The following is a 25,929-nucleotide window of genomic DNA, read 5'->3' as shown; positions in this document are numbered from 1 at the left end:
GCCTGGTGGCGTTCCGGATGCCCGCGGCTTGCGGAAATGTCCCCGATCCGCTGCGCGTCCGGCGCCGGGACATCACAGACCGCCTTTGGCGCGGGAACAGGTCCATCGGAGTAGCCCCTTCAGGTGGGTTGCTGTTTCGGAGTCGTTTCTTTACGCGCTGAACTGCCGCGTGGGTTTGACCGTACACCGGATGGGCCGGGGTGTCAAGAAAAAAATTCGTGCGGCGCATGCGAAAGGCTTCGGGGCGATTCCGAGCCGGTTTTTCTGGATTTTCCTGCGCAATAATGGGCGGTTTGTCCCAAAATGGGATTGACGAATTTGTGGCGTGGCCCGCAAATTGGAGCGTGAGCGCGCCGGCGGGCTTGACGCTAACGTGGGTTTCCGGTAGAGTACTAGCACTTGAGCTGCGGGAGACCGGGCGTCTTTCATGGCGGGAGGGTGTGGCGCATTGGGCAAGTACTTCTGATTACGGGGTGCTCGAAAGAATGAGCCGGGGCCGGTGGTGGTATTCTGGTCCCGTCTCGGGAAGGGCGGCAGATGCTGTCAATTCGCGAGGTGGCGCGCGCAGTCGCGCTCGGGGCGGTTGTGTTCTGTTTTTGGGCGTTCTTTCCCGTGTCCGGGGCCGCGGCGGACGCGGCGGAGCAAGATACGCCCTGCGCCGACCCGGTCACGCCGACGCTGGCCAATTCCTATCCGCAACTTGGCGGCGCCTCGGACGCGGATTACTACAGCAGACCCGTGCTTTCTCCGGACGGACGTTTCCTCTATGTCGCCTCAGGCCCTTATGCACCAATTCAGTGCTTCAGGCGGGACCCGGATACGCATTCCCTTGAGCCAGCGCACGCTTTTCAGTTTCCCGCCGTGCAGGATGAGTACGGCTACTATTACTACGCTTATGACTTCAGCGTAAGTGCGCTCGAATCCTCTTCGGACGGGCGTTTTCTGTTTGCTTTTTATCGGAACTACGATTACTACTCTGGTGGGGATCATGGAAACCTCGCCGTGCTCGGGCGGAACGAACGATCGGGCGTGCTCACGCCCATGTTCGTGTTGCACGGCAACGAGCCGGGCGATGGCGGCGCCCTCGGCCGGTATGGCTCGCTCGCCGTAGCGCCGGACGGAAGCCGCTTGTTTGTGGCTTCCAGCCTTGGAAGGCGGTCCATTCTCTCGATTTTTCTTGTGGCGCCGGATTCTGGCGCGCTGATTCTGGATCAGGTGATCGACGAGGAGACTTCAATCTGGGAACCGGAGTTGACCACCGCGCTTGACCCGGGCGGCAATACCCTCTACACCTCGCAGTCGCTGGGCTACGGCGGGATCGAGATAGCGGCCTATTCGCGAAATACGGAGACTGGGCTCTACGCCAGGTCTCAGACGGTGCGCGTAGACGATTTCAGCCCTTCTTACCAGTATGGCGGGGCGCGTATGACCGTTTCCCCGGATGGGTCTTCGTTGTATCTCGCCCGTTACGACACGAATCGCATCCAGATGTTCAGTCGCGATCAGGCAACGGGCCAGCTGAGCCATGCGCCGGTTCAGACGCTGGAATATGAATATCCGTATGATATCGCGGTTAGCTCGGATGGGCGCGCGGCGGTTGCCACATCGTATCGTAATGGGAGTATTACAACCTTCTCACGAAATCTGGATACGGGCCGGCTTACCCCGGCCCGCGCCCTGGCTCCATCGTTCACCGATCTGTATGGCCATCCGCTGGAGACGCTGGCGACGGATTTCACGCTGGACCGCCTGGGCGAGCACGCCGTCGTCGTCATGCGAGCGGTGGACTATTACTACTATCTGGGCGGGAGGAATTCATTGCTCGCCTCAATCGATTTGGGGCTGGAGCATTGTCTCCCGGGCGAGGGCGAGGGCGAGGGTGAGGGTGAAGGCGAGGGTGAAGGCGAGTTTGTACCGCTGTTTCCCGATCCCAACCTGGAAGGCGCGGTACGCGCGGCATTGCGCAATCCCTGGGACGATCTGACGCCGTCGCACCTGGTTGGAACGGGACTGACGGAATTGGCGGCGCCGTACGCCGGGATTGTGAATCTGACGGGGCTGGAATTTTGCACGGATCTAACACGGCTGTTTCTGCGGAGCAACGCAATCGTGGACTATACGCCGATCGCATCGTTGACAAACCTGACGGAGCTTGATCTAAGCATCGGCGGCTATTTTGGTGAGCCCGCGGCCTCAAACCTGGACGATCTCACCGTGCTGGAAAGCCTGACGCAACTGACATTGCTGTATCTGGCCGGTCACGGCCTCGAGGATATCGGCCCGCTGTCCGGTCTCAATGAACTGGCAATTCTGGACCTATCAACGAACTTCATTACCGATCTCAGCCCGTTGTCGAATTTGCGTAAGCTTGATTTGCTGGAGCTATCCTACAACCGGATTACGAACGTGAGGCCGCTGGCGTCATTGGCGCTGCTCGAATACCTCGGTCTGGCTCGAAACGACATTATGGATCTCACCGGACTGTCCGCGCTCCACAACCTGACTCGGCTCAGCCTTAGCGGCAATGAGATCGTTGTGCTTGATGCGCTTTCCAACCTCACCGGGCTCGAACGACTGTACATCGATTCGAACGCCATCGAGCGCCTGGACGCGCTCGCCGCCCTCGGCAACCTGGAATACCTCTCCGCTTCCTTTAACGATATCGCGGAATGCGGGCCCCTGTCTGGACTCGCCTCGCTCAAATGGCTCAGTCTTGCATACAACCAGATTACGGACGCGTCTCCCCTGTCCGCGCTGAGCGCGCTGACCTATCTGCGCCTGGACAGCAATCTTCTGGAATCTCTGCCAGAACTTGAGGGTATGCCGTCGCTCTCGAGGCTGGATTGCCGGAACAACCGCATACGGGACATTGGGTTGCTGTCGAGGGTTCTTTCGGCTCAGACGCTCTTGCTTGACGGCAACAGGATCGCTGACCTCTCCCCCTTGCGTTCCCTGCCAAACCTCAGTCACGTCAGCCTCGAGAAGAATCTCATTTTTGATATAACACCGCTGGTCGAGAACCTTGCGTTGGATTATTCCAGTAGGGTGTACCTTGATAAGAACCCACTGACCCAGCACGCCATTTGCGTCGATGTGCCGGCGCTGAAGACACGCCGGGTCTATGTGACCTGGACCGGGTCCTGTGGCGCGGACGCGGATGGTGATGGGCTTGCGGATGCGTACGAGTCATTCATCGGTACAGACCCCAACAATGCGGACACGGACGGGGATGGCATAAGCGACGCGGACGAAGTACGCAACGGAACGGATCCGCTGACGCCGGAGGGTGGCGAAGGAGAAGGCGAAGGAGAAGGAGAGGGAGAAGGAGAAGGAGAAGGAGAGCCAGGGTTCCCCTTTAGTATCGAAGACCCCAATCTGGATGCGGCCGTGCGACGGGCGATCGGTAAGCCCGATGGGGAATTGTATACGCACGATGTTGCGGGCTTGGCGGTTCTCACGGTGAACAGAGCCGGCGTGGCAAGCCTGGCGGGGCTGGAACATTGTGTGGCGCTTGAGTATTTGCACCTTTCTTCAAACGCCGTTCAGGATCTCTCCCCGCTCGCGAGCCTGGTTAATCTGCGACAGCTTCGGCTTGGTCAGAATGAAATCGAAGACCTTGCTCCCCTCGCGGCGCTCTCCGAACTGACTCTCCTTGGCCTCGATTGGAACAACATTTCCGATCTGGGTCCACTGTCGGAATGCGCCAACCTGACTACCCTCTGGCTCAATGGCAATCCACTCGAAACACTGGACGTGCTCGCCGGCCTTGGGCAGCTTGAATACCTCGATCTGAGTGAGATCGGCATCGGGGATAATGATCTGGAGAGCCTCTCGCAACTGGCGAACCTGATTGCGCTTTGGCTTCCCCGCAACGAGTTGCGTGACATTTCCGCCCTTGCGGACTTGCGGAGTCTGATTTACCTGAACCTTTCCGGAAACGAGATTTCCGATCTCCAGCCGCTTGCGAATCTCACGCAACTTGAGGGGCTGTGGATTTTCGAGAACCGGATCTCGGATGTAGAGCCACTCCGCGGCATGACCGGCATGCTGGCGCTTTACCTGTCGGACAACCAAATTCGGGACATTGCGCCGCTCGAAGAAATGCACGCGCTGCTGGATCTATATATTACGGGAAACCTCATCCGTGATCTTTCGCCGTTAACGCAAGTTGGTGGCCTGGGTGAACAAAGTTATCTTGACGCGACGCTGAATCCTCTTTCCCAATCATCCCTCTGCGTGGACGTCCCCGCCCTCCAGGCGCGAGGCGCCAATGTGCTGACAACGGGCTCCTGCGGCGGTGACACCGATGGCGATGGTCTGGCCGACGAATACGAGCTTCACATCGGTACCGACCCAGCGTCCGCCGACACGGACGGAGACGGTTTCCCCGACGCGTTCGAACTATTCGGTGGCACTGATCCCGCCGATCCTTCGAGCGGCCCGGGCGCCTATCTGGCGCTGGACTCGGTCGCGCCGGGCGTCCTGCCCGCGGGCATGGCCACACCGCTTACTTTGCATGGCTTGTTTCCCCTGCTCCAGCCGCTGTCCGTCGAGGAAGCGGAGAGCCAGATGTCCGTTTTTTTCGATGGCCAGCCGGCGGCCTTCCGGCTGGACACCGCGACGGATTCGGACGAGGACTTCGCCGCGAATGGCCACGTGCTACACGTCATTTCGCCCGTTTTGACGTTGCTCCCGGTAGAAGGAAAGAGCCGGGCCGTCGAAGTCGCCATCACAGAGTTGGGCGGCCTGGAGCGGGAATTTGTGTTGGAGGACGCTCTGATACTTCAGCAGACTCATGTACTCCGGCTCACCAAAGTCGGTAACGGCGTCCTCACCGCCCTGGATCCCGCCCTGGATGGCGCGACGGAAGGCGGGCGCTACCTTGTGGATAGCGACGTCGATGTCCGCATTGAATCTGTGGCGGGACAGTCGTACATCGAACGTATCGATGTTGATGGGGCGCCGAATTCGCACCCCATTTTCGGCAATCGTCTCTCCTTGACAATGGACCACGATACGTCTGTTCACGTCACGTTCAAGAGCCTGGCTACCGGGGGCGGCGAGGGTGAAGGCGAAGGTGAAGGCGAAGGTGAAGGCGAGGGTGAAGGCGAAGGTGAAGGCGAAGGTGAAGGCGAGGGTGAAGGCGAAGGTGAAGGTGAAGGTGAAGGTGAAGGTGAAGGCGAAGGTGAAGGTGAAGGTGAAGGCGAGGGCGAAGGCGAAGGTGAAGGCGAGGGCGAGGGCGAGGGCGAAGGCGAAGGCGAGGGTGAAGGTGAAGGTGAAGGCGAGGGTGAAGGTGAAGGTGAAGGTGAAGGTGAAGGCGAGGGCGAGGGTGAGGGTGAGGGTGAAGCGCCTGTTGGTTGCCCCCAGAGTGGGAAACGCTTCGTCGAGTCAATCCGGGGCGCCGCCGGAGATCTCTTTTTCCTTGGGCTCGCGTTGTTTGTACTGGCCGGCTGGAGGTATCCATCGCGAACCATGTGATGCCCGCCGGGGCCCGCGCGATGATCTCAGTGTCGCGTGGGGTCCCGGGGGATGGCCGGGCCGAGAAACGACTCGACGATTTCGTCGCCGTCGGCGCTGTACATGGAGAGGGAGAAATGCCAGTGGCGCCGGGCGATTTCGGCGAGCACGTCGCTGGAGAGCTCGAAGCCTTCGGTCCAGGAGCGGAGGAAAATGGCGGTGCGCAGTTCCAGGCGGTGTGATTCCGCGAGGGTGCGCCAATTGCCCTCGAGATCCGTGGTCGCGTCCAGCAGGAATTGTATCTTCTCCACGAACGGCAGTGGGTCCGGCGCTTCGAGGAACCACTGCCCCACTGTTGCGGGCGGAATGGAGGGACGCCTCGCGTCGCGTTCCCCTTTCCGGCGTGCGCTGGTGGGCCGGCGCGCCACGGTCTCGCTGACAAAATCGGGATCGAGGGCGTCCGCGTAGATGCAGAGGGTCGCCTTGCTGTCGGCGGGCGCGCCGCCGACCTGGATTGCGGACGCCTGGGTGAGGCGGTCGTGGTTGTCTTCGCTGATGTTCAATAAGGGCTGCTTATCTGTTGGATGTCCGGGTTAGAGCAGGCCCGCACCGGAGGGTTGGCCTGTCTATGGGGGTTTTATGCATACCCGGCATTTGCACCGCGCTGGAAACCCATTATGATGCGGGCCTTCAGCCCTGGCCGGATACTTCCACCATTTACCTGGGCCGTTGGCCCAGGCTGGCATGGGGCGCACCTTCGGTGCTGAAGATGTTCCCGGATTTTTTAGTGCCGAAGGCCCGATCCTTGCGAGCGTGGGGCAACGCCCATGAATCGCGGGTCAAAACCTGTGAAGGGCTGAGAGCCCGCACTATCGATAGCCCAAACGATTCATCGGTACTATCAATATCGCTTCTGAATAAGAAAACGGGCCCGCGCGTATTTGGCGCGGGCCCTGTGCGATTCAATATGGTACCGGGGAGGGGGGTCGAACCCCTATGGTATTGCTACCGGCGGATTTTGAGTCCGCTGCGTCTGCCAATTTCGCCACCCCGGCGCGGGACGGGAAGTATAGCGCCCGGGGGCGGGCCGGTGCAATTTGTTGGCGGCTAGAAGTGGTCGAGTGGCCACACGAAGGGCAGGCGCTTGGGGAAGAGAATGTGCAGGAGCGCGCGGCCGGTGGCGGTGAGGATGCGCCGCTGGCCGGGGATGACTTCGTCGAGGTAGCGGTAGCCGCTGAGGAGCTGGACGAATTCGGCGGGGCTGATGGAGAATTTGTTGTCGCCGGAGACGGGGGTGACGTCGAGGGCGCCGCGGTGGGCGCGGACGCGGAAGGGTTTGCGGTCGACGAGCAGGGTGACTTCGGCGTTTTCGCGGGCGAGCGCGGTTTGCTGGAGGCCGCTCTCCCACTCGGGGATCATGGATTCGAGGGTTTCCTCGAGGTTCACCACGGCCATCATGCCGCCGCGGTTGCGCTTGACCTGCATTTCGTATTTGGATTCGTACTGGAGGAGGTATTTGAGGAAGAGGTGGCTTGGGGGGGCGGTGAAGCGGATTTTCGGGGCGTGCCGGTCCAGGGCGAGGTGGGCGCAGGCGTGGAGGAGGGCGCCGCAGGTATCGCGGGAGGCCAGGCCGATTTCTTCGACGAGGAGGCCTTCGGGGACGTCGCGTGGGAGGAAATAGCCCTGCACCTTGCCGCGCGCGTCGGTGATGACGCGGACGGCCTTCCAGCGTTCCCACTGGTTGGTGAGGTGCGCGCTCGATCGCACGATGGAGCAGGCCACGTCCGCTTCGCCGGCGTTGTGCAGCTTCTGGATCGCGGGGATGTCGCCGGGTTTGCCGAGCCGCACCTTATAGGGCGCGTGTTCCGCGTGCTCGGCCTCCAGCACGTCGACGGCGGTTACGTAGTCGGAGAGCATGGTGGTGAAGCCGAATCGGTGGTAGAAGTCCACAATGCCAAACAGCATCGAGACGTGGTAGCTGTGGCGCCGCATGTAGGCCAGCGCATCCTCGATCATGGCGCTGGCGATGCCCTGCCCGCGAAATTCCCCGGCCACGGCGATCCACCCGAGCCCCCCCATCTTCAGGCGCGCCTCACCGATGCGGATGGTGTCGGTGGTGATGCGGAGGGCTCCCGCGATCTGCCCCTGCCGGAACGCGAGGCGCGTGTGCTCCCGGTGAAACCCGGGATAGCCCGCCATGAGCGCGTCGAGGCGGCGCGCCACGAAGAAATAATCCGGGCCGAAGCTTTTCGCCATGAGGTCCAGCGCCAGGGCGCAATCGTCGGCGTTCGCGGCGCCTCGTACTACCAGGTCGGCCATGGGGAGAGGGTATCTTCCTTTCAGGGGGTTGTGGCGGGTCAACTCCCGCCGGAACGACGTAAGTATACCAGCTTTTTCGCAGGCCGCCCGGGCGCGTTGCGGCCCCCCGCAGGGCAATCGCATTTAAACTTCCAACTCGAGCCGAGCGCCACATGAACCACCTTCAATGTTAAAAAGGGCGCGTGTTGGAGCGCTGGCATTTCGCCTACGGCGAATCCCTGACCTTGCCGGCACAGATGCCGGCGCTCCAAAACGCTCACTATCGTTGATTGAAGGTTCCAAATCGACTCAGGTTTACGCCCATATACCGAGATCGAGTTCAACTGCGATTGCCCTGCCTCCCCCCGGGAATCGGTGCTACTCCCCGTCCGCCCAATCTTCCGGATAGAGCCGGAAGCGCGGCCCGGTGAAGGGCGGGGGCGGCGATGCGATGCGCGCGCGGTTCCAGTGGGGCAGCATCGGCTCGCACAGCCGCGCCATCTCGCCGGCGGTGTACACCGGCGGGCGCGAGATGAAATCGGGCGCGTCGGGCAGATTCAGCTCATCTTCCGGGCGCAAGGGCATTGTTTGTGTATCCCGGGTGGTTGGAGGTTTCGGCGTAGCGCTGTATGGATCGCAGCAGTTCCATTTTGGATTACCGGTGGTTCGTTCTGCCCGCCCGGGGAACAAGCCGTTCCCGCTGCGGTGTTTTCTTGAACAGGGGCGGGCGAAATGACCCGCTCCGGGCGAAATTTTGAATACATTTGCCGTTGAATCGTTGTATCCGTAGTGGCGCATCGCGCCGCCCGTGCGCCCGCGCGATGCCGCGCCCGGTTTGATTGCCGGACCGTGCATATAGTAGCGTATAGGGCCACGGCAGACCAGTTTGGCATACCCGTTCGGGTTTTCAGCAGAACGTTTTACTGACAGGAGAATAACATGAAACGCGTATCCCTCATACTGACCGCCTGTGTGGCCCTTGTGCTTGCGGGCTTCGTCCACGCGGAAGACAAGGCGCCGTCCGGCCCGCTGGACTTCACCGTGAAGGACATCGACGGCAAGGATGTGGAGCTGGCCAAGAAGTACGAAGGCAAGGTTTGCCTGATCGTGAATGTGGCCTCGAAGTGCGGCAACACGCCGCAGTACGAGCAGCTTGAAGCGATCCACAAGAAGTACCAGGAGCAGGGCCTGGCCGTGATCGGCTTCCCGGCGAACAATTTCGGCGGGCAGGAGCCCGGATCGAACGACGAAATCAAGGAATTCTGCACGTCGACCTATGGCGTGAGCTTCGATATGTACTCCAAGGTCTCCGTTAAGGGCGATGATCAGGCCCCGATTTATAAGTACCTCACCTCCGAGGAAACCAACGGCGACCACGGCGGCGAGATCGAGTGGAACTTCGCCAAGTTCCTCGTTGGCAAGGACGGCAAGGTTGTCGCCCGCTTCGCGCCGAAGGTTAAGCCGGACGCCCCCGAAGTGGTGAAGGCCATCGAAGACGCCCTCGCGGCCGAAGACGCCGGCGACGAGTGGGACGATCTGGACGTTGGCAACCTGAGCGGCCAGGCCATCCTGTAAGCGAGTTTCGAATCATGTAGTTTTGCACAGGCCGGGACCCCGTTCCGGCCTGTGGTGTATCCATCCTGGAAACCAAGGAGTACCCCCATCATGCGCCGATACGCCCCTGCTCTGTTTGCGCTTGCGCTGGCCCTGACCGTTGCGCCGGCCTTCGCAAAGGCCCCCGAGGGCCCGCTTGACTTCACCGTGAAGGATATCGACGGCAAGGAGATCAACCTCGCGGAGAAATACGCAGGCAAGGTGTGCCTGGTCGTGAATGTCGCCTCGAAATGCGGCCTCACCCCCCAGTACAAGGAGCTTGCCGCGATCCACGAGAAGTACCGGGAAAAGGGCTTCGCCATCCTCGCGTTCCCCTCCAACGACTTCGACGCCGAAGAGCCCGGCACGGACGCCGAGATCAAGGAATTCTGCACGTCGACCTACGGCGTGAAGTTTGACCTGTTCTCGAAGATTCCCGTCAAGGGCGAGGAGAAGGCCCCCTTCTACGCGTATCTCACGTCCAAGGAAACCAACGGCGACTTCGGCGGCGAAATCGAGTGGAACTTCACCAAGTTCCTGATCGGCCGGGACGGCCAGGTGATTGCCCGCTTCAAGCCCGATGCAAAACCCGACGCGCCGGAGGTTATCCAGGCCATTGAAGACGCCCTCGCGGCCGAGGAGGCCGGTGATGAGTGGGACGATCTGGATGTTGGCAACCTGAGCGGCCAGGCCATTCTCTAATACCCCGTCACCAACGATGTGCGGGCCGGGCGCGGGGAAGGCGCCCGGCCCGTTTTGCATGTACGGATCGAATAAACCCGGGAGCCGCGCGGTAAGGTACGGCAGGTAGCGTTTTGGTTCGGCGCGCGCCGAAAGCCCCGGTAGGCCGCATGCAATTCACACCCCTCGAGCAAGACATTCACACCCTCTACGTTCCCGAAGACTTCGTGCACCGAGTCGCCTGCCATGCCGCCCGCGGCGACCTCTTCCCCGGCCTGGCCGCCGCGCCCGCGCGGATCGTCCGCTGCCGCCGCGATCATTGCCGCGTGCAGGTGCGCGACCGGCGGGCGTCCCGCCTGCTGCACTTCAACGAGCTCGATGTGTGGCGGATGGACAACCGGACCATCCAGTACCGCGTGTGCTACCGGCCCCGGCGCGGCGAGGGCGTCCGCGAATGGTGGCGAAGCGCTCCGCCGCTTCTGATCTGGGCCTTCATGCTCCCTGTGATCGGGATCCTCTTTTTTCTCCTGCCCGAACTCGCCCTCGTGCCGGTGATCAGCCTGGCCGCCGGCGCCCGCGACCGGCGCCGCGAGCTCGATCCGCTCGCGCGCCAGCTCAAAGCCATCGCCGATGGGGCCGACTGAAAACGGTTCGGCGAGATCCGGATAACCGGACCGCGCCGAAAGTCGTCTGCGGGCTCCTCCTGAAGAATGCGCCGCTCCGCCGCCGTGTCATTCCCAACAAAAACCCAACGCGATGGGTTTACAGGCTAAACCTGCACATTGAGGCGCTGGCCGGTCCCATCGACCGTCGCCGATTCGAGCAACTGCAGCGCCAGGTCGCCCTGGAGCTCCGCCGCATCCTTGAGGAGGCGCGCCGTTTGCACGGTCCGCTGCAATTCAATCTGTTGCGTGGAGAGCGTCTCGCCGACGCCCGAAATTCCCGTCATGGGCAAACCCTCCGTGGTTTGTTTGCGGCCAATCTGGAGGAATTGTACCCCGGAATATCCCGCAACGCAAGCGAATATTTACGTATTTTTCGTTCGCCGCCTTGCGATCCGGGTCCTGGTTGCGGTTCAATAGGCCTTGGATTGGCCATCGAGACCGGGGACACGGTGGGCGCGACCGCCCATCTCCCCCATGGAGCAGCAGACACCGTGAAACGCATCAAGACACGCATCTCCACCCGCCGGGATTTCCTCAAGTCCACCGCCGCGACCGCCGTGGCCGCGGGCTTCCCCATGATCCTCCCCGCTTCCGCCCGTGGGGCCAACGCCCCGAGCAACCGCATCAACGTGGGCGTGATCGGCCTGGGCACGCGCGGCACGCCCGACATGCAGCAGTTCATGAAGCACGACGACGTCCAGATCCGCGCCATCTGCGACGTGAACACCGCGAGCAAGGGCTACCGCAACGAGGATGCGATCATGGGCCGCGAGCCGGCGCTCCAGATCGCGAACGGCCACTACGCAAAGAAGACCGGCGCCGCCGAGTACGACGGCGTGGACGCCTGCATCGACTTCCGCGAGATCATCCAGCGCGACGACATCGACGCTGTCGTGATCGTCACCCCCGATCACTGGCACGCGCCGATGACCGTGATGGCGGCGGAGGCCGGGAAGGACATCTTCTGCCAGAAGCCCATGACCCTCACCCTCGCCGAGGGGCCCGAGATGATCGCCGCCGTCCGCAGGCACGGGCGTGTCTTCCAGACCGGGAGCCAGTACCGCTCCAACTGCCGCGCGCGCCACATCTGCGAGCTCGTCCGCAATGGCTACATCGGCGAGCTCAAGTCCATGCACATCAACATCGGCTACAACAACAAAGTCGGCCCCGGGCCCGGCTGGCAGCCCATGCCGATCCCCGAGGGCTTCGACTACGACCTCTGGCTTGGGCCCGCGCCGATGGTCCTCTACCACGAGATGCGCTGCATCTATAAATTCCGCTTCGGGCTCGACTATTCCGGCGGCCAGATCACCAACCTCGGCGCGCACAGCATCGACATCGCCCAGTGGGGCAACGGATCCGACCACACCGCCCCGGTCGAATTCGAGGGCCTCGGCGCCACCTGGCCGGAGCCGGGCAGCCTCTTCACCACCGCCTTCGAGGCCAAATTCCGCGCGCGCTACGCCAACGGCGTGGAGCTTTTCGGCGAAAGCAACGACGAGTACATGGGCGTCCGCTTTGAAGGGACCGAGGGCTGGGTGAAGTACGGCCTCTTCGGCAAGGTCGAGGCCTCCAGCAAGGCCATCGAAAGCGTCGAGCTCGGCCCCAACGACCTCCGCCTTCCCGTCTCCAACCCCGAGCGCACCTTCGCCGAAATGGGCGACTACTACGGCGATCATGTCCGCAACTTCATCGATTGCGTCAAGACCCGCCAGGACCCCCTGGAGCCCGTCGAAACCGGCCACCGCACCGCCAGCATCTGCCACCTCTGGAACATCGCCATCCAGCGCATGGGCAAGGTCCTCGAGTGGGACCCGGCAAAAGAAACCTTCACCAACGACGACGAAGCAAACGCCATGATCGCGCGGCCGCGGCGCGACTGGGCCTGAATCACGCCCCCCGGGTTGTCGGCGCTTCGCAGGGACCGACACGGCCCCGGAGCGGAGGCCTGGCAGTACGGCCGGTCGCCGGGCGGATCACCGGGCGGTCGTGGGGTGGCCGTCTCGTCCGGGGCTGTCCCGTCTTAACGGTAATAATAGATGGCCGTTTCGCTACCCTGCGTCCTCTGCGTAATGCGGCCGAACTGGTCGTGGACGAAGCCCCATAATGGACTGTCTCTCCCTATCCCCTAATTTTCTCAGTACATTATCCTCCGAGCCCACATCGTCTGGTTTATTACAAACACCACCTTGTGTTGTCTCTTGGTCTCGACATCCTCAACCACTACTTCCAGTAGCCCTCCTTCACCATCCTGAAGGAAATCGTGAAACGACGCGATTACCCGAACGCATTTTTCCGCTTCTACGTAGAAGGCTGTCGACTGCCCGTTGCTATTGCTGTCGCTTTCCGACTGAAAATCTTTCCACGATAACTCAAAGGTCTCCGCATGCTGGAAAAGGCCCCCAACCAGCAGTTTTTGGCTACGTGAATTTGATAGTTGTCCGACTTCGCCGCCGGGCGGGGCTTCATTGTCGGTTTCTGCATTGACAGCAGCTTCCCAGTCACTCAATGAGCACTTTTCAGTGACAACGTCCCTCAGCGCCCTCTGACTAGTCTTCTGACTTTGTGGCGGATGGACACCTGGCGGCATCTTGGGATCGGCTTTCAAGGTGATGGCTCCTAAAGGCACCTTGTAGACCGTGTCCCCGTGATTTGCAATCAATATAACTGCTGAAAAGAGGTCGCCATAGAGGTTTCCCATCAAATACGGCTGGATTGAGAGTCCACCGATGTCAACGCGGACCGATTGTATCGATCCCCTCGATGGAGTAAAGGGTAACATCAACCCGGTTTCAATTGAGATGACTGAGGTCGGCAGACTTTGAACCTGAACGCTCGCTGAATCCAAACCCAGGAAAGATTCTTGTAGCCGAGTAACTGAGTATACCCTTACAGGCTCCCCTATGCAGGACACTAAACTTATACAGGCCACCGCGCAGATGGCCCAAGATGTCAACAGCCGTAAGCTCCCGGGGCAAAGAATTCCACTTCGGTGTGTTCTAGAGTCCAGAATCATGCCGACTACAACCAAATACACGAGTTGCAAACCTCCTCGCTCCTCCTTCCTCGCTCCTTACACCGGATCCCCAACCCGTTGTTATACATCCTGGTCAGCCAGCGGTTCGCGTCGGGGCTGTAGTATCGGTAGGCAGTATAGTACAGCCGGGCCTCGCTGTCCCAGGCGTGACCGGTGAATTTTTCCTCCTGCGGCGGATCTTCGACCGGTGATGTCCTCGCCGTGGTCGGCGTATTTGCCGCCGAAGGGGGTGTATTCGTATTTGCCGATGCGGTCGCCGTCCTGGTCCCACAATCCCCGCGTGGATCCGATGGCGTCCTGGAAGTAATAGGCCCAGGTGCCCGTGGCCGCGCTGGTTCCTTCGGAGGTGGCCAGGACGGTCCCGATTTGCTTGCCGGGTGTCGCAGATCCGCCGCAGGAGGAGTGGATGTAGGTCGCCTGCAAGTTCCCGGAGCCGTCCTCCTCGTTGAGCACATCCCAGCCCGCGCCGTAGCGGTATTTCTTGGTGTCGCCGCCGGTCTTGCGGGTCATCCGCCCGAACTGGTCGTAGGTGTAGGTCAGGCTTTTTTGGGGTACAGCCTCGCACGTTGCCTGGATGGGGCCGGGGCCGTGTGTGCGGGTGGACGCGGGCGCGCGTGTGGGGATTGGGGTTGCGGGTGCGCGGCAGTCCCCCCGGCGGCGCTTCGAGGTTGGCGCCGCGCGGCGCGTGGGTGTACCCGGTGGTGCGGGCGTGGCTGATTTGGTGTGCTGCCGCCGCCATTGTTTCCCATGTCCTCCTGCCCAGAGGGATGCGCCGGGGCCGACCCGACTGCGGGGTCAGTATAGCCCGGTATGGGTGTTTTGGCAAGGGGGTGGTTTTGCCGCTCGTGTGGGGTGGTGTTGGCGGTGGTGGGTGTGCGTTGCTCCTGGCACACGAACGCGCTGGGGCGCGATCGCGTGGCACGGGTTGACGGGCGGGGCTGGGGTGGAATGAGGAGGGTGCGGCGTTGTGGTGGTGGGGGCGGTCGTTTCCGCAGGCAGGAATGCCCGCGATCCTTTGGGGGCGCGATCGCGTGGCACGGGATGACGCGCGGGGCTTGTCCGTGGCGCGCCGGGAGGGGCGCTTGGTGTGTGGGGTGTTTGGAGCCGCTCGTGTGGGGTGATGTTGGTGGCGGTGGGTGTGTGTTGCTCCTGGCACACGAACGCGCTGGGGCGCGATCGCGTGGCACGGGTTGACTTGCGGGCTTGTCCGTGGCGCGCCGGGAGGGGGGGGCTGGAGCGTGGGGTGTGGGGTGTGTGGAGCCGCTCGTGTGGGGTTGTCTTGCCGCTCGTGTGGGGCGGTTTCGCCGCTCGTGTGGGGTGGTAATGGCGGTGTTGGGCTGGTGTTGCTCCGGGCACACGAACGCGCTGGGGCGCGATCGCGTGGCACGGGTTGACGCCCGGGACTGGGATGGACGGCGACGGGACAGCCCCGCCGGTTGGGGTGTTTGTGGTGTGGGTTTGTGCTCTGTTGGACGTGTGGGCTGATTTGGTGGTTGGTGTGGTTTTGGCGTGTCAGTCCCTGGGGGATTGGCACGGGCAAGCCCTTGCGGGCTTGTCCGTGGCACGCCGGGAGGGTGGCGTGGGGTGTGTGGAGCCGCTCGTGTGGGGTGGTGTTGGCGGTGGTGGGTTTGCGTTGCTCCGGGCACACGAACGCGCTGGGGCGCGATCGCGTGGCACGGGTTGACGCGCTGGGCTGGGGAGCCCGGATGCGTACGCCGCCTGAAAAGGAAGGGGGCGGTGGACCTTGGGAATCCACCGCCCATGTGCGGGAATGTCTGGGACTACAGTTCCGTGTATCCAGGCGCAAGAGGGTCACGGTTGCGAATTAGGTCAGGGGTCTTGGGCTGCGGTATTCCCTGACAACGCGTGGACTGTTTTGTCAACAGTCTCTAGTCCCAAACACCGAACGCATCTTAGCACAACATGTAGGGCGTGTCAACCCCTTTGAAGCGCTTTTTTGAATTTTTTTCCACTAAATTTTGTGATGCTGGATTTCTCAAAGAGTCACTACCCACTAAATATGGTAGTTGGACAGTAAAAAGGCTGTTTCAGGGCATTTTTGATCGATTTTCTATATATTGTGGCGCCTGTTTGCCATCGGCAGGTCCGGAATGGCGCCATAATTGCCCGTCGACAAACGCAGAATGCGCAGTTGAGGGTTATCGGCGCCATGCCGCGGCCTCGACGCGCGGGTGACGAGATAGCAGACGTTTTCCCGACAGCCGCGTGTGGTATTACGGCTCCTTCGGTACCTGGCGCTTTTCAAAGTCCAGTTCGCTTGCGCGGTGCGCGCGGGCTGGCGTATAGTGGCCCGCAGTGTTGCTGTGGCGCCTTTTCTGGAGGGAGAGCACCCACGTGAAGCTTTATGCACTCAAAGGGATCCATGCGGACGAACCGCGGGTATCCCTCACGCCGACGGGGGCGAAACGGCTGTCCAACCTGGGGATTGCGGTGTGCGTCCCGCCCGATCTGGGGGTGACGTGCGGCTGGACCGACGCGGACTATTCGTTGGCCGGGGCGACGGTAACGGCGGATGGCCCGGGCGACGCGGATGTGGTGATCGGGCTGGAGGGGCCGACGCCGGATCAGGTTGCGTCGATAGCGCGTGGGGCGCTCTATATCGGTTATCTGGATCCTTTTTCGGCGGAGAGCGCCATCGATGGCATGGTCGCCCGCGGCGTCAACGCCATCGCGATGGAGCTTATCCCGCGCACGACGCTGGCCCAGAAAATGGACGCGTTGAGCAGCCAGACCAACCTGGCGGGCTATGCGGCCGTGCTGCTCGGCGCCAACCACTTGCCGCAGATTCTCCCGATGATGATGACCCCCGCCGGCACGCTGAAGCCCGCCCGGGTCTTCGTCATTGGCGTCGGCGTGGCTGGGCTTCAGGCGATCGCCACGGCCAAGCGCCTCGGCGCGCGGGTGGACGCCTTCGACACGCGCCCGGCCGTCGAGGAACAAGTCAAATCCCTCGGCGCGAAATTCGTGAAGGTCGATCTCGGCGAGACCGGTGAAACGAAAGACGGCTACGCGGTCGAATTGACCGAGGAGCAGCGGGCGCGGGAAGTTGAGGCGATTGCGTCGGTGATCGCCGAATCCGATCTCGTCATCACGACCGCGCAGGTCTTCGGCCGCCGCGCGCCGGTGATCGTGACCGACGCCATGCTCCAGCGCATGCGCCCGGGCAGCGTCGTGGTCGATGGGGCCGTGGACAGCGGCGGCAACGTCGAAGGGATTGAAATGGGACAGATCGCCCGGCGCCACGGCGTGACGCTGGTCGGCCTGCCGCACCTGTCGCGTCAGGTTCCGGTCCACGCGAGCGAAATGTACACCGCCAACCTCGCCAACCTCATTGAGCATTTCTGGGACAAGGAAGCCGGGGCGATTCGCCTCGATCACGACGACGAGATCATGGGCGGCTGCCTCGTGGCGCACAACGGCGAACTGTGCAGCGATTTGATTCGGAAACACCGGGAGAACCGCTAAATGTCCATGATACTCCTGCTTTTTACCTTTGTCCTCTCCATTTTTCTCGGTTTCGAACTCATTAACAAGGTGCCGTCGCAACTCCACACGCCGCTGATGTCGGGCGCGAACGCGATCTCCGGCATCACCATCGTGGGCGCGCTGCTCGCCGCTGGCCAGGCCGGCAATGACACCATGGCGACCGCCCTCGGCTTTCTCGCGGTGGTTTTTGCGAGCATCAACGTGGTGGGCGGCTACTGGGTGACCCATCGCATGCTGGCCATGTTCAAGTCGAAGGATGCGCCCAAGTGAGCACCGCCATCGCACTGAGTTATATCGTTTCCGCTGTTCTTTTCATTCTCGGCTTGAAAATGCTGGGCCGCCCCGGCACGGCTGTCCGCGGCAACAGGGTTTCCGCGGCCGGCATGCTCCTGGCCGTGGTGGCGACCCTGCTCGACCAGCAGATTGTTTCCTACAGCTGGATTGCGGCGGGTATACTCCTGGGCGGCATGATCGGCGCGATCGCGGCCGTGCGCGTGCCCATGACCTCGATGCCGGAGTTCGTGGCCCTCTTCAACGGCACCGGCGGCCTTGCGAGCCTGCTGGTCGGGTGGGCGGCTTTCCACAACGGCGCCGGGCGCTACCTCGAAGTCCCGTGGGGCGACATCGCGGTTCCCGTCATCGCCACTTTCCTTTCCGTGCTTATTGGCGGCGTCACCTTCACCGGCAGCCTGCTGGCCTACGCCAAACTCGCCGAGCGCATTGACGGAAAACCCGTCCTGTTTGCCGGGCAGCAGATCGTGAACGCCCTCGTGCTGCTCGGGGTGCTCGCCGCGGGCGTCGTCTTTGTGATCAACCCCGACGCGCCCGCCGCGGAGTACGCGTTCTACGCCACCATCGCCCTGGCCTTCGTGTTCGGCGTGCTGGCGACCATCCCGATCGGGGGCGCGGACATGCCGGTGGTTATTTCGCTGCTGAACAGCTACTCCGGCCTGGCGGCCTGCGCGGCCGGCTTCGTCATCGGCAACACCGTGCTGATCGTGTCCGGGTCGCTCGTGGGCGCCAGCGGCATCATCCTCACCAGCATCATGTGCAAGGCGATGAACCGCTCCCTCTCCAACGTGCTCTTCAGCGGCTTCGGCAGCGCGGAGGCCGGCGGCGGCAGCGGCGCGGATCAGGGCGAGGCGCGCGCGCTGACCGCCCAGGACGCCTACTACATCCTCGAAGCCGCGCACTCGGTCGTGTTCGTGCCCGGCTACGGCATGGCGGTCGCCCAGGCGCAGCACGTCGTGCGCGAGCTCGCCGAACACCTGGAGGCCAACGGCGCCGAGGTGAAGTTCGCAATTCACCCGGTCGCGGGCCGCATGCCCGGGCACATGAACGTGCTCCTCGCCGAGGCCGACGTGCCCTACGAGCAGCTCGTGGAGATGGACGACGTCAACCGCCAGATGGAAAGTGTGGACGTCTGCATCGTCATCGGGGCCAACGATGTGGTAAACCCGGCGGCGCGCGAGGACGAATCCAGCCCCATCTACGGGATGCCCATCATCAATGTCGACTTCTCGCACACTGTTTTCGTGCTCAAGCGCAGCATGGCCTCCGGATTCGCCGGCATCCAGAACCCGCTCTTCTTCAAGGAAAACACGCGCATGATCTTCGGAGACGCCAAGGCCACCGTGACGGCCCTGGTCTCGGAATTCAAGGCCAATTGAGACGCCGGGGCTCGGGGTCGATATCGGGGCGCGCTCCCCGGTATAGTTAGGGCGCCATGCGGGCTGATCGTGCCGGCCCCCTGACCACCAATCGACCAAGGAGAGCAGTGAACCATGCTGAATCTGGCCCATTTTCTTGACGTTACGGCGGCGGCCCACCCCGACACCACGGCGGTCATACTCGACGATCTCCGGATGTCCTATCCCGAGGTGGCGGGCGCCGCGAAACGCGTGGCCAGCGCCCTGCACGCCCGGGGAATCGGCCAGGGCGACAAGGTCGCCATGATGATCCCCAACACGCCGCACTTCCCAATCATCTACTACGGCATCCTCCACACCGGCGCCACGGTCGTTCCCGTGAATGTGCTCTATACGCAGCACGAAATCGAGCACTACCTCAAGGACTCCGAAGCGATCGCCTTTTTCGCCTTTAAAATGTTCGAGGGTGAGGCCGTCAAGGCATTCAACGCGATCGACACCTGCAAGCACTACATTTCCGTGAGCACGCCGGACGATCTGGAGGCCCCGCCCGTCGGCGAGAATTTCATGCACCTGGTCATGGCCGCGGATCCGGAATTCGACACCGTGCAGACCATGCCCGACGACACCGCGGTCATCCTCTACACCTCCGGCACCACGGGCGCGCCGAAGGGGGCGGAGCTCACGCATTTCAACCTGTTCTTCAACGCCTATTACTCCACCCGCGAAATCACCATGGTGCAGCCGGGCGATGTCTGCCTGACGACGCTGCCGCTTTTCCACTCCTTCGGCCAGACTTGCCTGATGAACGCCTCGATTCTTTCCGGCGGCACGATGACCCTGCTGCCGCGCTTCGAGACGGAGAAGGCCCTGCGCATCATCGAGCGGGATAAGGTCAAGCTCATCGCACTCGTGCCCACCATGTATTTCTTTATGCTCAACGAGGCCGAAAAAGCCGATTTCGATCTTTCCTCCATCACCCACGCGGTATCCGGCGGCGCCGCGCTCCCCGAGGACGTCCACCGGCGTTTCCAGGAGCGCTTCGGCATCACCATCCTCGAAGGCTATGGCCTCTCCGAGACCAGCCCCGTAGCCACCTTCAGCCAGGCGGGCGACAAGCTCAAGGTGGGGTCCATTGGCAAGCCGATCTGGGGCGTGGACGTGGCCATCAAGCGGGAAGACGGCAGCTTCGCCGACGCCAACGAGGTGGGCGAAGTCGTCATCCGCGGCCACAACATTATGAAGGGCTACTACAACCGCCCCGAAGCCACGCGCGAGGCCATCGTCAATGGCTGGTTCCACTCCGGCGACATGGGCAAGGTCGACGAGGAAGGCTTCTTCTACATCGTCGATCGCAAGAAGGACCTGATCATCCGCGGCGGTATGAATATCTACCCGCGCGAGATCGAGGAAGTGCTCTACACGCATCCCAAGGTTCTCGAAGCCGCGGTTATCGGCGTGCCCTGCCCCATGCGCGGGGAAGAGGTGAAGGTCTTCGTGTCCGCGCGCGATGGCCAGGTGATTACCCCCGAGGAAATCCACGAGTTTCTCCAGGCGAACACCGCCAAGTTCAAATGGCCCAAGGAGGTCGAAATCCTGCCGGAGCTCCCCAAAGGCCCCACGGGCAAGATTCTCAAGCGCGAATTGCGCCACGCCTGAAGCGGCGTCTCAACCGGATGCATCACCGCCGGGCCGGTCCCATCAGGCCGGCCCGAGTCGTTTTCCCGGAGCACCCGTTCGACAGCGGCGGGAATACGTGGTATATACTGAGCGGTAGGTCGGAGCGCGCCCGCTTCGCCGCAACCCACCCACAGGAGGCAGCACATGCAGTTGGATGACAAGGCCAAGCAGGCGTCCCTTGATGTCGCCGAGGATTCGCGCGAGACCACCTGGCAGGCGCCCAGCTTCGTGGCGGAACTGTTCAAGGGGAACTTTGAATGGAACCACATCCACCCCTTCCCGCTGCAATCCGAAGAGGACCGGAAAATCGGCGACGACTACATCGAAACGTTGCGTGCCGTGCTCGAAAAGCACATCGATCCCAGCGATGTTGACCGCACCGGCCTGATTCCCGCCGAAGGTCTAAAGGCCCTCGCCGAAGTAGGGGCCTACGGCATGAAGATTCCCGCCGAATACGGTGGACTCGGCCTCAGCCAGACCAACTACAGCCGCGCCTGCGCCTTCATCAGCAGCTACTGCGCCTCCACCGCCGCCGGCATCACCGCGCACCAGAGCATCGGGGTGCCGCAGCCGCTCAAGCTCTTCGGCACGGAAGAGCAGAAGAAGAAATACCTGCCCCGGCTTGCGAAAGGCGCCGTCTCCGCCTTCGCGCTCACCGAGCCCGGCGTCGGATCGGACCCCGCCAAGATGGTGACGCGCGCGGAGCCGACCGAGGACGGCCAGCACTACATCATCAACGGGCGAAAACTCTGGATCACCAATGGAACCGCCGCCGAGATGATGGTGGTGATGGCGCGCACGCCGTCCATCACCGTGAACGGCAAGGAAAAGAAGCAGATAACCGCGTTTATCGTCGAGACCGACACCCCCGGCTTCGACGTGGTGCACCGCTGCGATTTCATGGGTATCCGCGGCATCCAGAATGGCCTCCTGAACTTCGACAACGTCAAGGTGCCCGTGGAAAACATCATCGGCGCGCCGGGCGAAGGGCTGAAAATCGCCCTGGTCACGCTCAACGCCGGTCGCCTCTCTATTCCCGCCACCACGGCGGCCGGCGGGAAGGCCGCCATCGTCGCGGGCGCCAAATGGGCCCGCGAGCGCGAGCAGTGGGGCGCCCCCATCGGCAAGCACCAGAACACCGCCCAGAAGCTGGCCTCCTTCGCCGCCGACACCCTCGCCATGGAGGCCGTCACCTGGCTCGGCTGCGCCATGGCCGACCGCGGCGGCAGCGATATCCGTCTGGAAGCCGCCATGGCCAAATACTTCACCACGGTCCGCGGCTGCAAGATCGCCGACGACTTCCTCCAGTTGCGCGGCGGGCGCGGCTACGAAACGGCGGAATCCCTGGCGAAGCGCGGAGAAGAGCCCATTCCCGCCGAGCGCATGGTGCGCGACATGCGGATCGCGCGCATCGTGGAGGGGACCGACGAGATCATGCGCCTCTTCATCGCGCGCGAGGCGATGGACGTGCACGTGCGGCAGATCATGCCGCTGATGATGCCCGGCGGCAACAAGCTCCAGCACTTTCTCCAGAGTTTTCTGCCCTTCTACGCCAGATGGTACCCGAGGCAGTGGCTCCCGGCGTCCGGCTCGCATGAGGCGCGCTATCTCAACACCAACAACCGCGACCACCTCGTCTTTATCGGAAGACACGCCCGCAAGCTGGCCCGAACCATGTTTCACACGATGGCAAGATACCAGCAGAAACTCGAGCGCGAACAGCTCATCATGGCCAACTTCGTCGATATCGGAACCGACCTCTTCGTCATGGCCGCCCTGCTCTCCTACACCGACGCGCTGCTGGAAAAATCGAAACACAAGGAAGAATTGCAGCGCGTGGCCGACCTCTTCTGCCGAGAAGCGCGGGCCCGCGTGAAGGCCAACCTCAAGGCAGTCCGGAAGAACCACAACAGCCTCTACAACCGCGTCTCAGCCGACGCCATGGACGGTAAGTTCGAGTGGCTCTGCGACGGCATCTATCAGGACATCCCGCCGGGCTACCTCAAATACATGAACGAGAGCATCGACGCCTTTAACGAGAAACATCCGAACGCCGCCACAGACCCGGCTCCTGTGGAAGCCGCCACCGCACGGGAGTGATACGTGGTTTTTGGTTGGGGTACGTTCGTGACGCGTTGCGCCACCCGTTCAGATTGAAATGCTGCCCGCGAATGTTGGCGCTTCACGAAACGCTCGCACCCGAAGCATTCTTATCCGTGCGGTAACTCGTTCTGTATTGGGACCCATACGGGGATTCTGAGGCGCCATATTCTGGCGCGACGAGGGGCTTCGGAGCGGTTGTATCAGTCGCCTTCCGGTTCGGCCGGAGGTTCAATGGCCAGAAAAACGCTCAGGCCGTGTTGTTCGAGCACCGGGCGGCGCTCGAGGATGACTTGCGGATCCGGCGGGTAGAGGGGGCGCAGGATCTCGGCGTCGTCTCCGCTCACCAGTTCCCCACGCAGGGCGTCGTAAGCGTGGTAGCGCTCGCTCCAGCGATAGGCCCCTGCGAGGGAGGCTCCCAGGAGGGCCGCGCAGAGCAGCCCGGTCTTGACGGGAAGCAGGTACTGAATAAAGCTCTTGACGCCGGTTTGGCCGGCCCAGTGCATCTGCGCGGCGATCGGGAACCAGAGCAGATTGGCCATGGTGACGTACCGCGAACTGAGGGCCTGCTCGATCCCCTGATCGACGCGGCCAAGTCCGGTCAGGAGCGCGGTGCCGACGGCGTAGAGCGCGAGACCGAGCCACGGCAGCAGGGCGTGGCGCCGCGCACCGAACAGACGAAGCTGAAGGCTGGTCACAGTCCAGATCAGCATGCCCAGCGCGCCGGTCATAATCGACAGCAGGTGCGGTGTCCGGGAGGGATTTCCCCGGATTACTTCGCCGAGGATAACGGCGACGTCCTCCAGGCGCCCGACGGGCTGGCCGAGGTAGGCCAGGACGTAGAAGAAAACGGCGCGCGGTTGGGCGAGAGCGGAGGAAAGCGGCGCGTGATGCGGCGGGCGCGCGTATCCGGCGAAGTAGACGATGGCCACCGCCCCCCCCACGCCGCACCAGACCGTGAGATAGCGCTTGAAGGCTTTCGCGCGGTAACCCTTCTGTCCCCGCTGGAGGAACAGCAACAGAAGGCCGATGGGCCACAGCAGCAGCCCGTTCGCGAAGGAAAACGTGGCCACGACGGCGCTGGCCACCGCCACATACACGCCCGGCCCCGGCGCGCGGCGCCAGGTCAGCCCCATGACCGCCAGCACGGTCGCAAACACGTTCATGAATTCCTGGACCTGCCAGCCGAGGAACCAATTGCCCCATTGCGACATGGAGAAGATCAGAAGCGCGAACACCAGGTAGACGGCTTCATTGCTCCCGGCATCGATATCTTTGCCGGACAAGCTCGCCTGCACGCACAGTAACGCCCAGGTGAAGAGAGCGAAGAGGAAACTCGCCGCCAGCTCCCAGCGGACGTCCCAATCGCTGACGAGGGCCAGCACAAACATAAGCAGGCGGGGAAAGACCAGCCGGTGCTCGTTGTGCTGGGCGAGAAAATCGCGCCAGGAAAGTTCCCCCGCGAAGGCCTTCTCCAGGAGCGGCACGAAATCCCACTGATCCGCGTAGGGGAAGTCAAGGGTGTAGCGGCTGTACATGGCCACGACGAACAATATGGATACGAGCATGCCGCCAAAGCAGAGCACTCGCTGGACGGTCAGTTTTTCCAGCATCACGCCGTTTCCCCCGCCGCGAAGCGCGCCTTGAGGAAGGTTTCGAGGCCGCGCAGCCGATGCGCGTGCGTGTGTTGTGCGAGGATACGCGCCCGCGCACGCTCGGTGATGGCGCGCCGCTCTCCGGGACGCTTCCGGTAGTAGGTTACCTTGTCGGCGAGTTCCGGCAGGCTCCGGTACGTCACCACCTCGCTTTCGGCGTCAAAATGCTCGTGAAGATCGGGCTGGTCGTCCGTTATAAGGAAGCCGCCCGCCGCCGGGCAATCGAAGACGCGCTGGTTCACGGCGTCCCGCATTTGCAGGCTCGTCTGATTCAGGTTGATGGCGGTGCTCCGGTAAAACGCCGCAAGCTCGTCAAAGTAGTGCAATCCCGGCCCGCACCGGCCCACAATGCGCGACCACGCGGGATCGCCCCGCACTTCGAGGCCCGCGGGTTCGAGGTAACGGGCGAGTTCGATACGCTGGTGCGACGTGGACTCGTAGTTGAGCAGCAATTCGGCGTTGCGCTGCCGCGATTCATCGAGGGAGGCGTACAATGGCGCGCCGATAATGTCGCCGACGCCGCCGATATAGGCTTCCCGGGTTGCGCGGCCGCCGCGAATGGCCGATTCCACCGCCGCGACCACCTCGGGCAGGTCCCGGTGCTTTTCGAGGGCCTCGCCGAGCTGCTCCAGCATGGATGTACCGACAAAGGCGAGCTCCCGGTCGAAGGTATCGGCGGGCGGGGCGTTAAAGACGGCGGGATCGGTGGCCAGCGGCATGTAATGCACGTGCTGGAAGCCCCGCTCGCGGAGATGGGGTTCGTAGACGCGCTCCCAGGTGGCGGCGACGGCAAATTCGGAGATGTACATGGTCCGCTGGAACAGGATCATCCGGGGCGTGTCCGTAAACCAGCTGACGTAGGGCAATTTGGCGTCGTTGAAGAAATGCGCGAACATGCCGCCGGGATCCATCCCGGCGTAGTTGCTGGTGAGGATGAAATCCGGTTTGAACTCGCCGATGGTCTGGAAGAGCGCGGCGATGTCGTCCCGCGTCAGGCTGCCTGTGATGACCGAGGGAACCGACGCCGTTCGCCATCCGAGATCCCGGGCGGCGCGCAGCCAGCTCCGGTCGAAGAAATAGCCGGTATCGAGCACGAGCATGCGCGTGCGCCCGCGGAATTTGGGGTACTCCAGAAAACGGCGCATACCTTCGGTAATGTGGAGACGGGGAGCGGTCATGGGCGGATCTTAACGCATCGCGGGCCGGGGATACACGTCACTCCGGCGGGCCGCTAGTTCCGCTCCGAACCTTCGACCGAGGTAATGCGGTTCCGCTCGTCCACATGAACCACAACCGGCACATGGCGCCGGGCCTCCTCGCGATCCATCTGGCAATAGGTGAGCGCAATAATGAGGTCGCCCGGTTGCCCCAGGCGCGCGGCGGCGCCGTTCAAGCAGACCACACCACTCCCCCGCTCGCCTTCGATGATATAGGTGGTGAAGCGCGCCCCGGTATTGATGTTGAGGACATGGACTTCCTCGTTGGGCAGCATGTCGGCGGCCTCCATCAAGACGGGGTCCAGCGTGAGGCTGCCCTTGTAGTGCAATTCGGCCTGGGTGACGGTCGCACGGTGGATCTTGCTCTTGAACATGGAAAGCATCATGGGT

At 62.6% G+C, this 25,929-nt stretch carries 19 protein-coding genes and 1 tRNA gene; 10 read left to right on the top strand and 10 right to left on the bottom strand.

The annotated features are described in order from the left end of the window. Window positions 1–537: 537 nt before the first annotated feature. The gene (locus KF886_16945) at window positions 538–5,478 is read left to right on the top strand and encodes a leucine-rich repeat domain-containing protein (protein MBX3179044.1); all 4,941 of its coding nucleotides are present in this window, start codon (window positions 538–540) and stop codon (window positions 5,476–5,478) included. A gap of 26 nt (window positions 5,479–5,504) precedes the next feature. Here the strand turns inward: KF886_16945 and KF886_16940 are convergent, their stop codons facing one another. From KF886_16940 to KF886_16925, 4 genes are all read right to left on the bottom strand, one after another. Beyond that, on the bottom strand, window positions 5,505–6,020 hold the full coding sequence (locus tag KF886_16940) for a DUF4279 domain-containing protein (GenBank protein MBX3179043.1): 516 nt from the start codon (window positions 6,018–6,020) through the stop codon (window positions 5,505–5,507). A gap of 405 nt (window positions 6,021–6,425) precedes the next feature. Continuing rightward, window positions 6,426–6,512, bottom strand: a tRNA-Leu gene (locus KF886_16935). A gap of 52 nt (window positions 6,513–6,564) precedes the next feature. After that, complete coding sequence (locus tag KF886_16930) at window positions 6,565–7,776, bottom strand: GNAT family N-acetyltransferase (protein ID MBX3179042.1); 1,212 nt, start codon at window positions 7,774–7,776, stop codon at window positions 6,565–6,567. Window positions 7,777–8,133: 357 nt separating this feature from the next. Beyond that, on the bottom strand, window positions 8,134–8,340 hold the full coding sequence (locus tag KF886_16925; protein ID MBX3179041.1) for a hypothetical protein: 207 nt from the start codon (window positions 8,338–8,340) through the stop codon (window positions 8,134–8,136). A 354-nt stretch (window positions 8,341–8,694) separates the two neighbouring features. Here KF886_16925 and KF886_16920 point away from each other — a divergent pair, with 354 nt between their 5' ends. From KF886_16920 to KF886_16910, 3 genes are all read left to right on the top strand, one after another. After that, the gene (locus tag KF886_16920) at window positions 8,695–9,330 is read left to right on the top strand and encodes a glutathione peroxidase (protein MBX3179040.1); all 636 of its coding nucleotides are present in this window, start codon (window positions 8,695–8,697) and stop codon (window positions 9,328–9,330) included. A gap of 90 nt (window positions 9,331–9,420) precedes the next feature. After that, complete coding sequence (locus KF886_16915; GenBank protein MBX3179039.1) at window positions 9,421–10,050, top strand: glutathione peroxidase; 630 nt, start codon at window positions 9,421–9,423, stop codon at window positions 10,048–10,050. A gap of 149 nt (window positions 10,051–10,199) precedes the next feature. Beyond that, complete coding sequence (locus KF886_16910) at window positions 10,200–10,673, top strand: hypothetical protein (GenBank protein MBX3179038.1); 474 nt, start codon at window positions 10,200–10,202, stop codon at window positions 10,671–10,673. 125 nt (window positions 10,674–10,798) lie between these two features. Here KF886_16910 and KF886_16905 read toward each other — a convergent pair whose 3' ends face one another. Beyond that, window positions 10,799–10,978, bottom strand: a complete 180-nt coding sequence (locus KF886_16905; GenBank protein ID MBX3179037.1) for a hypothetical protein — start codon at window positions 10,976–10,978, stop codon at window positions 10,799–10,801. A 207-nt stretch (window positions 10,979–11,185) separates the two neighbouring features. Here KF886_16905 and KF886_16900 point away from each other — a divergent pair, with 207 nt between their 5' ends. Then, on the top strand, window positions 11,186–12,583 hold the full coding sequence (locus KF886_16900; protein ID MBX3179036.1) for a Gfo/Idh/MocA family oxidoreductase: 1,398 nt from the start codon (window positions 11,186–11,188) through the stop codon (window positions 12,581–12,583). A gap of 248 nt (window positions 12,584–12,831) precedes the next feature. Here KF886_16900 and KF886_16895 read toward each other — a convergent pair whose 3' ends face one another. Further along, window positions 12,832–13,476, bottom strand: a complete 645-nt coding sequence (locus KF886_16895; protein MBX3179035.1) for a hypothetical protein — start codon at window positions 13,474–13,476, stop codon at window positions 12,832–12,834. A gap of 315 nt (window positions 13,477–13,791) precedes the next feature. Next, window positions 13,792–14,241 carry a hypothetical protein gene (locus KF886_16890; protein MBX3179034.1) on the bottom strand — a complete coding sequence of 150 codons (450 nt, stop codon included), beginning with the start codon at window positions 14,239–14,241 and terminating at the stop codon, window positions 13,792–13,794. Between the two features lie 1,845 nt (window positions 14,242–16,086). On the opposite strand from KF886_16890, the gene KF886_16885 reads away from it, so the two are divergent. From KF886_16885 to KF886_16865, 5 genes are all read left to right on the top strand, one after another. Continuing rightward, window positions 16,087–17,217 (top strand): NAD(P) transhydrogenase subunit alpha, encoded by a 1,131-nt coding sequence (locus tag KF886_16885; GenBank protein MBX3179033.1) that lies wholly within the window; start codon window positions 16,087–16,089, stop codon window positions 17,215–17,217. Then, window positions 17,218–17,508 (top strand): NAD(P) transhydrogenase subunit alpha, encoded by a 291-nt coding sequence (locus tag KF886_16880; protein MBX3179032.1) that lies wholly within the window; start codon window positions 17,218–17,220, stop codon window positions 17,506–17,508. It abuts the gene before it with no gap. A gap of 59 nt (window positions 17,509–17,567) precedes the next feature. Next, the gene (locus tag KF886_16875; protein ID MBX3179031.1) at window positions 17,568–18,908 is read left to right on the top strand and encodes an NAD(P)(+) transhydrogenase (Re/Si-specific) subunit beta; all 1,341 of its coding nucleotides are present in this window, start codon (window positions 17,568–17,570) and stop codon (window positions 18,906–18,908) included. Window positions 18,909–19,022: 114 nt separating this feature from the next. Continuing rightward, window positions 19,023–20,546: a long-chain fatty acid--CoA ligase gene (locus KF886_16870; protein MBX3179030.1), complete on the top strand. Its 1,524-nt coding sequence runs from the start codon at window positions 19,023–19,025 to the stop codon at window positions 20,544–20,546. Window positions 20,547–20,711: 165 nt separating this feature from the next. Further along, entirely contained in the window at window positions 20,712–22,667 is a 1,956-nt protein-coding gene (locus KF886_16865; GenBank protein MBX3179029.1) for an acyl-CoA dehydrogenase family protein, read from the top strand. A gap of 203 nt (window positions 22,668–22,870) precedes the next feature. Here the strand turns inward: KF886_16865 and KF886_16860 are convergent, their stop codons facing one another. The 3 genes from KF886_16860 to KF886_16850 are packed head-to-tail and all read right to left on the bottom strand — an operon-like array spanning window position 22,871 to window position 25,925. Continuing rightward, entirely contained in the window at window positions 22,871–24,280 is a 1,410-nt protein-coding gene (locus KF886_16860) for a hypothetical protein (protein ID MBX3179028.1), read from the bottom strand. Then, complete coding sequence (locus tag KF886_16855; protein MBX3179027.1) at window positions 24,280–25,500, bottom strand: glycosyltransferase; 1,221 nt, start codon at window positions 25,498–25,500, stop codon at window positions 24,280–24,282. The genes KF886_16860 and KF886_16855 overlap by 1 nt, the downstream gene beginning before the upstream one ends. Window positions 25,501–25,553: 53 nt before the next feature. Continuing rightward, window positions 25,554–25,925, bottom strand: coding sequence for an aspartate 1-decarboxylase (locus KF886_16850; GenBank protein ID MBX3179026.1), 372 nt, complete (start codon window positions 25,923–25,925; stop codon window positions 25,554–25,556). Window positions 25,926–25,929 lie beyond the last annotated feature (4 nt).

The organism is Candidatus Hydrogenedentota bacterium (assembly GCA_019637335.1).
Taxonomy (GTDB): Bacteria; Hydrogenedentota; Hydrogenedentia; order Hydrogenedentales; family JAEUWI01; genus JAEUWI01.
This window is presented reverse-complemented; position numbering and strand designations above follow the sequence as displayed.

Excerpts from the sequence above, each read along its gene's own strand:
- KF886_16930 (MBX3179042.1), bottom strand. The coding sequence starts at position 7,776 with ATGGCCGACCTGGTAGTACGAGGCGCCGCGAACGCCGACGATTGCGCC.
- KF886_16905 (MBX3179037.1), bottom strand. The coding sequence starts at position 10,978 with ATGACGGGAATTTCGGGCGTCGGCGAGACGCTCTCCACGCAACAGATT.
- KF886_16920 (MBX3179040.1), top strand. The coding sequence starts at position 8,695 with ATGAAACGCGTATCCCTCATACTGACCGCCTGTGTGGCCCTTGTGCTT.
- KF886_16855 (MBX3179027.1), bottom strand. The coding sequence starts at position 25,500 with ATGACCGCTCCCCGTCTCCACATTACCGAAGGTATGCGCCGTTTTCTG.
- KF886_16915 (MBX3179039.1), top strand. The coding sequence starts at position 9,421 with ATGCGCCGATACGCCCCTGCTCTGTTTGCGCTTGCGCTGGCCCTGACC.
- KF886_16895 (MBX3179035.1), bottom strand. The coding sequence starts at position 13,476 with ATGTTACCCTTTACTCCATCGAGGGGATCGATACAATCGGTCCGCGTT.
- KF886_16860 (MBX3179028.1), bottom strand. The coding sequence starts at position 24,280 with ATGCTGGAAAAACTGACCGTCCAGCGAGTGCTCTGCTTTGGCGGCATG.
- KF886_16880 (MBX3179032.1), top strand. The coding sequence starts at position 17,218 with ATGTCCATGATACTCCTGCTTTTTACCTTTGTCCTCTCCATTTTTCTC.
- KF886_16865 (MBX3179029.1), top strand. The coding sequence starts at position 20,712 with ATGCAGTTGGATGACAAGGCCAAGCAGGCGTCCCTTGATGTCGCCGAG.
- KF886_16910 (MBX3179038.1), top strand. The coding sequence starts at position 10,200 with ATGCAATTCACACCCCTCGAGCAAGACATTCACACCCTCTACGTTCCC.
- KF886_16850 (MBX3179026.1), bottom strand. The coding sequence starts at position 25,925 with ATGATGCTTTCCATGTTCAAGAGCAAGATCCACCGTGCGACCGTCACC.
- KF886_16875 (MBX3179031.1), top strand. The coding sequence starts at position 17,568 with ATGCTGGGCCGCCCCGGCACGGCTGTCCGCGGCAACAGGGTTTCCGCG.
- KF886_16890 (MBX3179034.1), bottom strand. The coding sequence starts at position 14,241 with ATGACCCGCAAGACCGGCGGCGACACCAAGAAATACCGCTACGGCGCG.
- KF886_16870 (MBX3179030.1), top strand. The coding sequence starts at position 19,023 with ATGCTGAATCTGGCCCATTTTCTTGACGTTACGGCGGCGGCCCACCCC.
- KF886_16945 (MBX3179044.1), top strand. The coding sequence starts at position 538 with ATGCTGTCAATTCGCGAGGTGGCGCGCGCAGTCGCGCTCGGGGCGGTT.
- KF886_16925 (MBX3179041.1), bottom strand. The coding sequence starts at position 8,340 with ATGCCCTTGCGCCCGGAAGATGAGCTGAATCTGCCCGACGCGCCCGAT.